This window comes from Vibrio sp. V39_P1S14PM300 (assembly GCF_009904765.1).
GTDB lineage: Bacteria > Pseudomonadota > Gammaproteobacteria > Enterobacterales > Vibrionaceae > Vibrio > Vibrio proteolyticus.
In genome coordinates this window covers 1-12,925 of sequence record NZ_WXWP01000006.1, presented here as the reverse complement: position 1 = coordinate 12,925, position 12,925 = coordinate 1, and the positions used below count along the sequence as shown (strand labels likewise).

Below are 12,925 nucleotides of genomic sequence, written 5' to 3'. Positions count from 1 at the left end.
GTTTTATATTGCGTATGGAGTGCTTTTAATCCCACCATTTCGCTCACAATCTCCCCAATACCTCCCGCTGTGTTAATTTTGTTTTTATTCTCATTTAATGGGAAAGTACAATATAAGAAAACGTTCCTTTCTTGTCGTTTGAGAATATCATTTGAAACATGAGATCGACGGAGCTACAACACAGGTATGAAACAACCAAGACAGAATGCAGGCCAGGTTAATGAGAAATTACTGCAATTGCTGATGCAGGTGGCTGTGAACGATGAGCCAGTTCAGGCCAAAACCTTAAGCGAGCAGTTGAATGTACCTCTTAGCAGCCTGTACCGACATCTGAAGTTGCTGAAAGAATGGAGTTTGATTGAGGAAAGTCCGCACGACAAAACCTTGATCATCGGTCCGGCAGCACTGCTTTTAATGCGAAGCTATGAGACCAGCCCTCATAACCTCGATGCGGTCGAAGCGGTGCTTTGCCGTCTGCAAAAGCAGACGGGAGAAATGGCGGCGTACATGGTGCCAGTGGGTTACCGCGCATTGTGTGTCAGCCGCAAAGAAAGTATGCAGGCACTGCGTTGCAGCTACGTCCAGGGTCAAAGTCAACCTCTGCTACGTGGTGCCTCATCCAAAGTGATGTTGGCTTTTATGCCTGCATCGAGATGCGAAAAAATCCTGCGCCATTTTGGCGAAGCGCACCGACTGCACGAATGGCAGGGTGAGCTGGAGCAGATTCGCAAACAGGGGTATGCGGTCAGTACGTCAGAAATTGACCCTGGAGTCTCGGGCATCAGTGCTCCGGTGATGAAGGGCTCCAAACTGGTTGGCGCGGTGTCGGTGATGGCGCCTGCTCATCGTGTACAAAGGGACAAACAGCGGATCATTTTGCACGTGTTGCAGGCATCAAGGGCCCTGCCACCAGAACGATAACGGCACAAAGGTAAGCGACATGCTAGGACTATTCAAACGACACAAACCGGTGGTAATGCCGCTGGCCTCTCAAAGTGGTATTTTTCTCACTGTGTGCGAAAAAATTAAGCCGATGACAGAGGTGGAATTTGAAACGGTTGAGCAGTCGCTGGAGCTGGCGTTTGAGTGGTTGTACCAGGATCCGTCCCGCTCACCTTACCTCTGTGGTGGGCACTTTTCTCTGCCACAAACCGGTGTGCAGCCGTTTCATGCACGTTTAAGCCAATATCTGAGCCAGAGCGTCCTTCCGGTGATATTGACCAACACGCATGAAACTGTGCTGCGCAGCTTGCCGGCAGTGTCGCTCAGCAATCGTGAACTGGGGATCGTCAGCATTAATCGTGGGTTTGAACTGAAACAGACACTTGAACCGTGTCGTGGGTCGGCATTTCATTTTGCGTTGTCTCGCTACCCTGATTGCCGATTATTTTGTCTTGGCATTGATCCAAGTCGGGTGAAGAGTAAAACTTTTGAATACGCCGAAGATCAAGGCTGCGACTGGATGACGTTGGAAGAGTGTCAGTTCCGTCACCGTTTCCAAGTCAAAAACCAACTAGCCACCTATTTGTCTCATTGTGACGATCTGATCCTCGATGTGGATTTGGAATCGGTGATGACGGATTCTGGCTTACATGGTGATGAACACCTGGAAGTACAGATGGTTTTGCGAATGATCCGGCAGTGCCTGATGTCGGGAAAAGTGCGATTGGTGCATTTGACGGGCAAAAAAGAGAAACAGATCTTTTCCAAGCAGACCAAGCTGATCCTCGATGAGATCAGCACGATGTTGCCGACTACCCATTGTGCGGCATAATACCGAGCAAGCATCCATCACGGGCGTTTTTTTATGCTTCCGTCATTAGGCTGGATGTGTGTCGCCATCGGATAACCGACGGGTTTTGTGACGGCCATAAAATATTAAAGCTGGCACTCAGGCCAGCTTCTCTGCGGATATCTCAATTACTTTTTGTCAGACGTGTCTTTATTTGTGTCTTTCCAGTATTGAATACGAATTCGATGTAATTGAGCTTTTCTCATTTTCTTCATAATTATCCCTCACTGATAAATAGTGGGCGCTCTTCACTGAGCTCACAAATACGATGAGTTGATCATGTACGCAAATCAATGTAGCTGTGAATCCTCAAGATCACTAGGATCTAAATCACACTAATACACCAAAATTTAGCGGATTTGTAGATAATATTTGCACTGGATCTCGTTTTTTCAAGATCGATGGCATCACTTTGCTGTTACTAAGCGCTGCGAAATCCGCTGTTATTTAACAGAAACAAAAGCTTAACGTAAGCGTCACGTTGCTCATCTATTGTGTGCTCACTAAAAAAGCCGACCTTATATCAAGGAGAAAGTGATGTGGAAGCGTGATGAGCAAGATTCTCAATTCAGTCAGATGATCGAAGCGAGACTCTCTCGCCGCCGTTTTTTGGCTGGAACCGCCGCGGTAAGTGCCGGAGCCTTTTTGTCATTAAACCCGATTGCCAAAGCCGTTGCGGCTGGTACATCGGCTAGCCAGTTATTGAACTTTGAAGCGGTTCCCGCCTCGACAGCGGACAGCTTTGTGGTGCCTAAAGGCTACAGAGCCACACCACTGCTCTCCTGGGGGGATCCGATCTTCCCTGATGCCCCGGCGTTTGCTCCCAATGGTAAACAGGATGCGCAGACTCAGGCTCAACAATTTGGCGACAATACGGACGGCATGAGTTTGTTCCCGATCTCCGAAGAGCGTGCAGTGATCGCTGTGAATAACGAATACACCAACTACGAATACCTGTTTTATCATCAGGGGCAGACAATGACGGCAGACGACGTGAAAAAAGCACAGGCTGCCGTGGGTGTGACGGTGTTTGAGATCGTCAAGCAAGGCGGTCAGTGGCAGATGGATCTTAACGGGCAGCGTAACCGCCGGATTACCGCGTATACGGAAATGCGTCTGACCGGCCCGGCCGCAGGGCATAAATGGATGAAAACCAAAGCCGATCCATCGGGTCGCAAACCGCTGGGTACGTTCAACAACTGCGCCAATGGGCAGACGCCTTGGGGCACCTACCTGACCTGTGAAGAGAATTTTGATGACTTCTTCGGCACCAGCGCAGACGACGTTACACTGACTGACGATCAGACACGTTATGGCATCGCTGCGAAACCCAGTGGGTATCAGTGGGAAACGGCAGATGAACGCTTTGACGTCGCTAAGCATCCGAATGAAGCCAACCGTTTTGGCTGGGTGGTGGAAATTGATCCAAATGATCCTAAGTCGACACCAATGAAACGCACGGCACTGGGCCGTTTCAAACACGAAAATGCCGCGTTGGTGGTGAATGCCGATGGGCATGTGGTCGTGTATCTGGGAGATGATGAGCGCGGTGAGCACCTGTACAAGTTTGTGTCAAAAGAACGTTATCGCCCGGGCAAAGATGCCCAAAACCGTAAGTTGCTTGAAGAGGGCACCTTATATGTCGCCAAATTCGACATCGATGGTACGGAGTTAAAAGGCAAAGGACAATGGATCGAGCTGACGCTGGGTAAAAATGGTCTGACCCCAGAGAACGGTTTCCACGATCAAGCGGAAGTGCTGATTTTTGCCCGTCGCGCGGCCACTTTGGTGGGCGCAACGACCATGGATCGCCCGGAATGGGTGGCGGTGCATCCGGATGAAAAGCACGTTTTCTGTACACTGACCAACAACAAACATCGTGGCGTGAAGGACGGCCAACCCGTGGGTGGCCCTAACCCACGCGCAGAAAACCATTATGGTCAGATCCTGCGCTGGATGCCGACCAGTGGCGATCACACCCATCAGGAGTTTGACTGGGACCTGTATCTGATTGCCGGTAACCCGACGGTGCACAGTGGCGATTTGTACGCAGGCAGTGACAATATCAATGCAGGCAATATGTTTAACAGCCCGGACGGCATCGGCTTTGACCAAGCTGGACGCCTGTGGATTCAGACTGACGGCAATTACTCCAATCAGGGAGACTTTGACGGCCAGGGTAACAACCAGATGTTGTGTGGTGACCCGCAGACCGGCGAAGTACGCCGTTTTCTGACCGGGCCGGTTGCCTGTGAAATCACCGGTTTGACGTTCAGCCCGGATTACAAAACCATGTTTGTCGGAGTGCAGCACCCGGGAGAAGACGGCGCGCCGTCGCACTTCCCTTATGGTGGAAACAGCAAGCCGCGTTCAACCATCATGATGATCACCCGTGACGATGGCGGTGTGATCGGCGCATAACAGCAATGTATCGGGAGAAAGCAAAGGGAGCGGTCGCTCCCTTTTTTCATTTCGGCCGTTTGCCTAAGGAGCGCCGGGACTCGGTTTGTTGACATTGAGGTTACACTTCTGCGCTGATTGGCGCTACGATGAGCTCATCTTTCACCCAATTTTAATTACCGATGTCCGCTGCACGTGTACTGCTCCCCCTGATTGTTCTGATGGCGCCGCCGCAGATTCACGCCGCCGATGCACCGTTGCAACAATGGCAGCGCTTCTATCAGCAGGCGCTGGTGTTGCCGGCGATAAGTGAGGTGGCTGCGTATCAACTGGGGGACTATGCTGACGATGTGTTATCCAGTGACAGCCAGTACCCGGACTTTTCACGTTTCGACTGGCCGATGATTGAACGTCTCCATCAGCTGGCACAAACCTGTCAGTCCACCGAACCGTGGCCCGCGATCTTGAGCCGTGCGGTTGAATTTGAGCGGGCACTGTGCCGCAAAACGCCGCTAACCGAAGAATGGTTTCGCTCCCCGGACTGGCGCCATCCCGCCGGTGGCAGTTATGCTGAGCGCTATTTAGCGCGTTTGAAGCCGGATGAGCAGGCCACTTTTGCAGCCCGGCACGTCGGACAACTGACGCTGGCCAGCGTCCGCCATCCTTTGCATCATTTATGGCAAGACCCCGGACGTGAAGGCGTTGATGCACTGCTGCGCGGATATCGCGCCTATCTGGCGCCGTCGCAACAATTGTGGCTGAGCAGTGACGACGGGTGGCGTGCAGTGCATGCCGAAGACTGGCGACCTCTGGCAGACCAACTCGGGTTGAAGCTCAGCCGCGCTCAGTCCGGGTGTGACTACCGCTATGGCAACTTGTGTCTGACTCAGGTGAGTACGGAGGTCATATGGTTGTCGGCAGCGCTGAGTGTCAGTCTGGCGCTGGTGGCTTTATTGCTGCTGCGTGCGTTGTGGGTGCGTTACCAACATATTCGCGAGCGGCGTTTTGTGTTGCAACTGCTCACTCATGAGCTGCGTACGCCGATCGCCAGCCTCGGTTTGACGGTAGACGCGCTGCGTGAACAATTTGACACTATGTCGGCCGAAGGGCAGGAGGCGCTTTGGCGTCTGATGGCGGATCATCAGCGCTTAGCGCAGTTGGCTGATACCAGCCGTGGTTATCTCAGCCCGGAGGACGATGACGCGTTCAGGTGTCATGAAGCCTGGCTGTCAGACTTTTTCGACCACTGCCTGCAAGGCTATCCGGTCGACCTGCACATTGAGCAGGACATGCAGGTGTCCTTGCCGTATTACTGGTTGGGGTTATGTGTGGTTAACTTGGTGAAAAATGCACTACAGCATGGCGCCGAGCCAGTGCGAGTGGACGTGTCGGTGTTGCGAACGCTGCGAATTGAAGTCTCTGACTGTGGGGACTTCGCACCCAAATGGCGACGTTTGTGGCGCCGCCGTCCCGTGACGTCTGACAACATGGGGGTGGGCTTGCAGTTAGTCAAGCGGCTGATGATCCGTATGGGCGGACAACTGACGGTCCGTCGCCGTCCGACCCGTTGTATTCTGGAACTACCGTTATGAAAACGATTCTGTTGATTGAAGACGATAACCTGCTGGGAGCTGGTCTGCATGACTATCTGATCCGGCAGGGATATAAGTGCCAGTGGTTAACGGGCAGCGAAAACGTCGACCAGCACTGGTATGGTGCGGATCTGGTGATCCTGGATCGTCAATTGAGAGACGGCGATAGTTTGCGCCTGCTGCCGCACTGGCTGATGCGCAAAGCCGTGCCGGTGATCATCCTGACGGCCCGGGTGGAGGTCGGTCAGCGCGTTGAAGGGCTACAGGCCGGTGCCAATGATTACGTGCTCAAACCGTTTGCCCATGAAGAGCTGCTGGCGCGCATACAAGTGCAACTGCGCTCGGTAGGCAGCAGCCAGATTCGTTACGCGGATCTGGAAGTGGATGTGGCGCGCCGCGCTGTGATGCAAGCCGGTCAGGCGGTGACTCTCAAACCGAAAGAGTTTCAGTTGCTGGTGCTGCTGCTCCAGAATCCCGATCGCGTCTATCACCGTGATGAATTGCTGAATAAAATTTGGGGCTATCAGAGTTTTCCAACCACGCGAACCGTCGATAATCACATTCTGCATCTGAGACAAAAATTGCCCGGTTTGGCCATTGAGACGTTGCGTGGGGTCGGCTACCGTCTGAGAGGAGCAGAACAATGAAACGTATTGCGCTTGTCGGATTGCTGATGTGGTCAGCCCCGCACTCCCTTGCCGCGGCGTCAGAGGCTTGGTTCGCCCCCACGCAGCTGCGAAATACCTACCAGCAGTTGGCGCAGGGACATCCGCTGCTAGCCTGGCATGAACTCAGCCTGGCGCTGCAGTCACACTCAATCGATGAGCAGCATTGGCTGGCGGTGAAGAAGGTCATCCTGTCACGTACTCAGTGCGGTCAGGCGCTGCCATTGTCACTGTCTGTGCCAGCCGCTGTCACGGTATCGTTCATCGATAAAACCAACCAGAGTTTTCGCGGCCATCAGGTCAAAATTGCCGTGGAATTGTTGCGTCGGCCCGTCATGATCATACTGCGCGATCCACAAGGCAACGTGTTGCTTGAGCATGCATTCGAGCCTGTGGGCAGTGGGTCGTGGGAGCAGGACTATCTGGAAGCAGAAAGTGCAGAATTGCTGGCGCCGTTTGCTTCGGGGCTCTATGCTCTGACGATCGATGGGCGTAGTGTGCCGCTGGTGATTGCTGCCTCCGAGTCTTCCCATTGGGCCGAGTCCGATGTTCGAGATCCACAACGTGTGTCACTGAATCTGCCATCGACCACCTCCAGTTGTGCCCCCGCTCAGGCCCAATGGCAGTATTTTGATCGCCAGTTCGAATTACTTGATGCCCAGCCTGTCGCCGCTGATACGGAAAATGTGTTTCCTCCCGCACCCCAGCAGGCGCGCTGGCAAAGTGTCAGTGTGATGCAGAGCGAGTACCAGGGCTCGATTCGCATTCATCGGGTTCAGCGCCTGACTCAGCCGGTGAACTGAGTTCGTAAGAAAGACATATAGGTGACATTGGTGATCCGCAGTGCCGCTTTAATCAGGCGGTTCATAACGCGGAGAACCCGATGAAAATTCAAATTTTACTCGCTGGGGTACTGGCCTTAACCATTGCCTTACCAACGAAAGCGCTGACGCTCAGCCGTGCTCAGCAAACCTGGCATATTGACCCGGCAACGCTGGCCATCAGCGTACAGACTTCAGATGCGCTTCTCTTGGTCAATCAGGATGCGCTCAGCATCAATGATACTCCTCAACAGGCTGACATGCTGAGCCAAAGCGCGACTCAGGCGGAGTGGCGGTTGCTGCCTAGTGGAGTGCGGGTGTCAGCGACACTGGAACACGCGCTGCAACTGAGTTTCAGTTGGCCACAGGATCGCGCAGTCGCGCGTGCGCAGCCCGTTTCGCTGAACTGGTTTGAGCTGGCTCAGCAACAGAGCCAAACACTGCTGCTGCCACTGGATGAAGGCATGCGTATTCCCATCCGCCATGCTGGCTGGGCGCGCTATCTTATCGAGCATCATTCTGGGTCAAACACCACCCAGGATCTGAAGATGCCGTTCTGGAGTGTTCAGCAGGGCGCACGGTTTATCAGTTATCACCTTACGCAACCGACCAATAACCAGCTGTTTTTCTCGCAGAGTGGCGGGACATTAGGGATGACTGCCAGGCATCAGTTTACGTCGCTTAATCAAACGCAGCCGTTCACGCTGGCGATCTCTCTGGGCCATCACGCACTCGACGGTGCCAAGGCGTATCGCCGCTGGCGCGACCAACAGGGACTGCGTCAGTCTCTGGCGGACAAACGGCGCGTTAATCCGCTGGTAGAAAAGCTCATTGGGGCTAGCCATGTCTACCTGTTTGGTCGTGATCTGTTGGCACAGGAAGACGTGAACGATTGGTGGGGGCTGAAAAACTGGTATTTTCGCCAGCCGATTCTGCATCCGTCTGAAACCGTCCGCCAAGAGTTGACCGATCGGAAACACGAACAACAGTGGATGAGTGCTTATCATCGCCGCTTGCTGGTGGCTGATATCAATCAGGCGCTTAACCGTATGATATCACCGGCGGATAACGGTACAGTCCGGGAACAGTATCTGACAGCGCAGCAGCGTAAACAGTGGCTCACTGAGCAAGCTGGCGTTTATCTTCATCCGCCATCAAGCTGGGGGCAGGGGCTGTCATCGAAGATGGTTACGACGCTGCAACAAGCCGGACTTAACCAACTCTGGATTGGGTTGGATAACTGGATGCCGGCGTTTTATCAGCCACAGGTCGTCGATCAGATGAAACAGGCGGGTTATCTGCTCGGTGTGTACGATTCGTATAATACCGCGATAGACAAAGGCGTGAATGACAGCTGGCTGACCGCCCAACTGCCGGACGAAATGCGCCGAGAGTGCGCGATTGAAATAGCGGACGGCAGCAAAAAGACCGGGTTTCGCGGCCATGGTTTTTACCTTAATCCTGCCTGCAGGATGGATTACGTACAAAACCGGGTGCGTGAGGTGCTGCGCTATGGACGTTTCAACAGTTTGTTCCTCGATGTGGATGCCACGGCCATGGCCCGGGAAGATTACCACGCCAAAAGCAGTGAAAGCGCGATGTTGCAGGCGTTTAACCAGCGGATGACGACATTGGCGACGAACGAACCGGTGGTCCTGGGCTCTGAAGATGGCAACGCCCTGACGACGACGGGAATTGTGTTTGCGCACGGGATGGAAACGGTGGGCTTTGGCTGGCGGGATCCGGCGATGACCACGCAGCGCCAGTCGCCCTATTTTTTAGGAGCCTGGTATCCGGATGAGAAACCCGATTTCTTTTTTAAGTCAGCGCGGGTCAAGCCGATGTACCGTGAGCTGCTGTTTGCCCCTCAGTTCAAAGTGCCCCTGTATCAGGCAGTGTTCCATGACGAGGTGATCAACTCTCATCACTGGCATACTGACAGCCTCAAGTTTTCCGATGTCAAAACCGTACGGGATCTGCAAACGATGCTGTACAACACGCCAGCAATGGTGCATCTAAGTCGTGACGAGGCGAGTGCCCCAGATTCTCCGCGCATTCGTCAATTACAGCACTATCAGCAAATATTCGCGCCGCTGCATCAGGTGTTATGGGATAAGGCGTTGGTCGATTTTGTGTGGCTGGACACGTCTGGTCAGGTACAACAAACCCGCTTTAGTGATGGCTCGCAACTGACGGCCAACTTCTCAGCTAAGGCGTACGAGCTGGACTCGGGTGAGGTGTTGCCTGGTGGCACACTGTTGGCGCAACTGAGTAATGGCAAAACGTTGCGCTGGCGCAGTTTGCCGCTGACCGTGCCACCCCATAAAACTGGGTAAGAGGAGCACACGTCTCCTCCTGCCTCTGCTTACCCTGTTTACAGGGTGTAGCTGTCGCCGTCATCCGGCACCAGAATCTTCTGTTGCAACTGATGCGACGTAACAAACTCGCGCAATTCTTCGCGGCTGAGTACGGCGTGGTTTACCGCTTCCATATGTGTGGCAATAATGGTGGCCTCAGGTGCCGCGCGATGGGCGGTTAAGGTATCTTGCTTGCCCATAATAATCGCGCCAAGCCCCGGAATTTGCGCATCGCCCGCATTGAGAATGATCACCTGAGGTTGATACCGTGCAATGGCGTGCTCGACGTCTGAGTTCCAGACGGTATCGCCAGCGAGGTAGGTGGTTTTTTCGCTTGGGTGACGAAACACCACGCCACTCACCTGGCCGAGGCGCTCACCAAGCAGCGCCATGGTGGCGTCGGAGCCGTGCTGACCAGTCGTGATCGACAAAGTGACCTCTCCGAAGCGGGTTTGCTCCCCTAAAATCGACACGTTGCGAAAACCGGCATTCCGCACCAACTCGGCATCCGCGTCATGCTGTACCAATAGCGGCATGTCTTTGGGAACAGACTGAATCGCAGCCTCATCCCAATGATCGGCATGCGTGTGCGTGAGAATAATCGCATCAACGTCCAGAATCTGTGCGCTGTCCATCGGCAGCGGCACCGTCGGCCAACGAATGTGACTGTTGAGTGTGCCTTCAAAGCCGGGATAGGCATCTTTATCCGCCAGCACGGGATCTACCAGAAAACGTTGTCCGGCGTATTCAATCTGAACGGTGGCATTGCGTACTTGGGTGAATTTCATCATGGCTTCCTCTTGTTAACTTAACGCCATTATCCTGAGTCACGGCGCTGTTAAATATTGTCCCAAAGGACATTGTTGATATAAATCGGGACAAAGTTGCTATACTGATCGGCACCAGAACTCACCCGAGAAAGCCAATGCTTGTTACCGACACGACACCGGAACCTCCACGCTCACTGCCTAAGGTTGCCATTGTGGCCTTCAACCATTTCAGCCCGTTTCACTTTTCTGTCCCGGCCATCATTTTTGGTCGCAGCAGTGTACGAGAGCCGTTATTTGAACTGTCAATTGTGGCCGGAGAAGACGGACCGATTGGTTCGGATATTGGTATGGCGCTCACCCGTTTAGACGCACTGGAAACACTGCAACACGCAGACGTGATCATCATCCCATATTGGCGCAGCCACACTGAACGACCTAATCCGGTGCTGCTGGACGCTCTGGTAGACGCCCATCGACGCGGCGCGATGTTGATAGGGTTGTGTCTGGGTGCCTATGTGCTCGCCTATGCGGGGCTGTTGAACGGCAAAAAAGCGTCGACGCACTGGGAAGTGGAGCAGGATTTTGCCCGTCGCTTTCCTCAGGTGCACCTCGACACCAACTCATTGTATGTTGAAAGTGAGCGTTTGATTACGTCGGCAGGCACTGCTGCCGGATTGGATTGCTGTTTGTATGTGTTACGCAAATTCTATGGCAGCGCTGTGGCAAATAAAGTGGCTCGACGTATGGTGATCCCGCCGCACCGGGATGGGGGACAGGCGCAGTTTATTGAGCGTCCGATCCCGGAGAAAACCGCAGACGTCCGAATCAACCAACTGTTGAGCCGTTTACGCCAGGACATTCAGCAGGCGCACAGTCTGGATGCGTTGGCCGAATCGGTGATGATGACCCGGCGGACTTTTACCCGCCAGTTCCAGAAAGCCACCGGAATGTCAGTGGGACAATGGTTGACGGCTGAGCGTCTGCATCTGGCGCAGGAACTGTTGGAGTCGACGGATCTGACGATTGAACGTATTGCCGACAAAATCGGCTTCAGTTCAGTGATTGCGTTTCGCGATAAGTTTAAACAGCGCTTTGCTGTCACCCCTAAAGAGTGGCGCCGCACGTTTCAGAGCGAGGGAGTGCACGTCAACTAGGAGGATGAGTAGGAGACTTTGCCGCGCAGCGATTTGGTCGCGCCAGTGCGTTTTTTCGCGTCCACCCGTTTGCGCTGTGAGCTCCGGGTTGGTTTGGTCGGTTTACGTTTCTTCTCCACTACCATGGCTGACAAGATCAGAGTTCTGAGGCGATTCAGCGCATCTTCGCGGTTTTGTTCCTGAGTACGGAACGTTTGTGCCTTGATCACGATGACGCCGTCTTTGGTGATCCGTGAATCAGACAAGGCGAGCAATTTCTCCTTGTAAATCGCGGGCAGCGTCGAGCGCTGGATGTCAAAGCGCAGATGGATGGCACTGGACACCTTGTTGACGTTCTGGCCGCCACTGCCCATGGCGCGGATGGCGGACAGTTCGATCTCCCAGTCGGCCAGTTCAACGGTGTTGGATATCTTAAGCATAAGCCTGCTGTTGGTCGTGTGTTCTGTGGTTATTCTAATCAAGCCAACGCCAAGTTGCGAGTGGCGATCAGTGGGGCGTACAGGTTACTCGCTGTAAGCGATGGTTTGTTTCAGCACGTCGAGAACGGTGTGAAAACGTGCCGGCAGTGCGCGGTGGCGTTTTTTCACCAGATACAAAGTTTCCTGTACCGCCTGAGGCGCCTGATAAACGTCCAACTGCTTGCGGGCAGAGAAGCTGTTCAACGCACTTTTTGGTAGAACCGTAAAGCCAATGCCTTTCGCGACTGGCACGAGGATCTGGCTGAGTTGATTGATGTAGCCCGAGGTTGGGATAGTGTCAATATTCATTGCGGTCAGTTCCGGGTCACCGCAATGGCTAAAGTAGAGCGACAGATAGTGCGCCGCATCGGGGTGGCGGATAAGCCCCAAGTCCTGCAGAGATTGAGCGGCGTGGCTTGCGAACTCGGTGTTGGCCGGAACGATCAGGCACAAAGGCTCGTGGCCAAGCACATCGACATCGAACAGCGCCGGATTGGGTAAATGAGTCACAATGCCGAGGTCGATCTCTCCTTGTTGCACGGCGTTGAGAATCCGTTGATTGGGCGCGGCTTCGACGTGTGGAATCAGTTGAGGATATTTACATTGTAAATCCAGCAGTAGCGGGTAAATCTGTAATGCCAGTGAACCGGAACACGCGAGGGTAAAGTCTCCACGAAATGGATCGTCAAAACTGAGGTTGTCGAGTAAGGCCGCTTCCTGCTGTTGACACCGTTTTGCGTAGGCGTACACCAGGCGACCCTGCTCGGTCGGTTGGAAACTTTTCTTGTCACGGAGAATCAGGGCGTGGCCACAGGCGTCTTCCAGTTTACGGATGTGCTGGCTGACTCCGGGTTGAGTCATGTAAAGCTTCTCGGCCGTTTTAGTGAAATGGCCCACGTCAAGCAGGGTGACGAAC

11 protein-coding genes are annotated in these 12,925 nt (G+C 53.8%); 8 read left to right on the top strand and 3 right to left on the bottom strand.

Features of this window, described 5'->3' with window-relative positions; genetic code table 11:
• The first annotated feature begins 186 nt into the window (after positions 1–186).
• The 7 genes from CAG65_RS00580 (at position 187) to CAG65_RS00550 (ending at position 9,606) form a co-directional block, all read left to right on the top strand.
• Positions 187–921 carry an IclR family transcriptional regulator gene (locus tag CAG65_RS00580; RefSeq protein ID WP_021706744.1) on the top strand — a complete coding sequence of 245 codons (735 nt, stop codon included), beginning with the start codon at positions 187–189 and terminating at the stop codon, positions 919–921.
• Between the two features lie 19 nt (positions 922–940).
• Positions 941–1,774 carry an arginase gene (locus tag CAG65_RS00575; protein ID WP_161451446.1) on the top strand — a complete coding sequence of 278 codons (834 nt, stop codon included), beginning with the start codon at positions 941–943 and terminating at the stop codon, positions 1,772–1,774.
• A 555-nt stretch (positions 1,775–2,329) separates the two neighbouring features.
• On the top strand, positions 2,330–4,213 hold the full coding sequence (locus CAG65_RS00570) for a PhoX family protein (protein WP_161451443.1): 1,884 nt from the start codon (positions 2,330–2,332) through the stop codon (positions 4,211–4,213).
• A 161-nt stretch (positions 4,214–4,374) separates the two neighbouring features.
• Positions 4,375–5,784, top strand: a complete 1,410-nt coding sequence (locus CAG65_RS00565) for an ATP-binding protein (protein ID WP_161451441.1) — start codon at positions 4,375–4,377, stop codon at positions 5,782–5,784.
• On the top strand, positions 5,781–6,431 hold the full coding sequence (locus CAG65_RS00560) for a response regulator transcription factor (RefSeq protein WP_161451440.1): 651 nt from the start codon (positions 5,781–5,783) through the stop codon (positions 6,429–6,431). The genes CAG65_RS00565 and CAG65_RS00560 overlap by 4 nt, the downstream gene beginning before the upstream one ends.
• Positions 6,428–7,252 carry a DUF2861 family protein gene (locus CAG65_RS00555; RefSeq protein WP_161451439.1) on the top strand — a complete coding sequence of 275 codons (825 nt, stop codon included), beginning with the start codon at positions 6,428–6,430 and terminating at the stop codon, positions 7,250–7,252. The genes CAG65_RS00560 and CAG65_RS00555 overlap by 4 nt, the downstream gene beginning before the upstream one ends.
• A gap of 80 nt (positions 7,253–7,332) precedes the next feature.
• Complete coding sequence (locus CAG65_RS00550; RefSeq protein WP_161451436.1) at positions 7,333–9,606, top strand: glycoside hydrolase; 2,274 nt, start codon at positions 7,333–7,335, stop codon at positions 9,604–9,606.
• Between the two features lie 38 nt (positions 9,607–9,644).
• On the opposite strand, the gene CAG65_RS00545 is transcribed toward CAG65_RS00550, so the two are convergent.
• Entirely contained in the window at positions 9,645–10,418 is a 774-nt protein-coding gene (locus CAG65_RS00545) for an MBL fold metallo-hydrolase (protein ID WP_237668707.1), read from the bottom strand.
• Between the two features lie 134 nt (positions 10,419–10,552).
• Between CAG65_RS00545 and CAG65_RS00540 the strand changes: the two genes are divergently transcribed.
• A complete protein-coding gene (locus tag CAG65_RS00540) occupies positions 10,553–11,551 on the top strand; it encodes a GlxA family transcriptional regulator (RefSeq protein WP_161451434.1) in 999 nt (332 codons plus the stop codon).
• Here the strand turns inward: CAG65_RS00540 and arfB are convergent.
• Entirely contained in the window at positions 11,548–11,970 is a 423-nt protein-coding gene (gene arfB / locus CAG65_RS00535) for an alternative ribosome rescue aminoacyl-tRNA hydrolase ArfB (RefSeq protein WP_161447481.1), read from the bottom strand. The two genes, CAG65_RS00540 and arfB, sit on opposite strands and share 4 nt — an antisense overlap.
• Positions 11,971–12,054: 84 nt before the next feature.
• Positions 12,055–12,925: LysR family transcriptional regulator (locus tag CAG65_RS00530; protein WP_161451432.1), on the bottom strand; the 871-nt coding region annotated here is incomplete at its 5' end.

What these genes read in the sequence shown, in the direction of transcription:
- CAG65_RS00555 (WP_161451439.1), top strand. Translation starts at nt 6,428, where the DNA reads ATGAAACGTATTGCGCTTGTCGGATTGCTGATGTGGTCAGCCCCGCAC.
- CAG65_RS00575 (WP_161451446.1), top strand. Translation starts at nt 941, where the DNA reads ATGCTAGGACTATTCAAACGACACAAACCGGTGGTAATGCCGCTGGCC.
- CAG65_RS00550 (WP_161451436.1), top strand. Translation starts at nt 7,333, where the DNA reads ATGAAAATTCAAATTTTACTCGCTGGGGTACTGGCCTTAACCATTGCC.
- CAG65_RS00580 (WP_021706744.1), top strand. Translation starts at nt 187, where the DNA reads ATGAAACAACCAAGACAGAATGCAGGCCAGGTTAATGAGAAATTACTG.
- CAG65_RS00540 (WP_161451434.1), top strand. Translation starts at nt 10,553, where the DNA reads ATGCTTGTTACCGACACGACACCGGAACCTCCACGCTCACTGCCTAAG.
- CAG65_RS00570 (WP_161451443.1), top strand. Translation starts at nt 2,330, where the DNA reads ATGTGGAAGCGTGATGAGCAAGATTCTCAATTCAGTCAGATGATCGAA.
- CAG65_RS00560 (WP_161451440.1), top strand. Translation starts at nt 5,781, where the DNA reads ATGAAAACGATTCTGTTGATTGAAGACGATAACCTGCTGGGAGCTGGT.
- CAG65_RS00565 (WP_161451441.1), top strand. Translation starts at nt 4,375, where the DNA reads ATGTCCGCTGCACGTGTACTGCTCCCCCTGATTGTTCTGATGGCGCCG.
- CAG65_RS00545 (WP_237668707.1), bottom strand. Translation starts at nt 10,418, where the DNA reads ATGATGAAATTCACCCAAGTACGCAATGCCACCGTTCAGATTGAATAC.
- arfB (WP_161447481.1), bottom strand. Translation starts at nt 11,970, where the DNA reads ATGCTTAAGATATCCAACACCGTTGAACTGGCCGACTGGGAGATCGAA.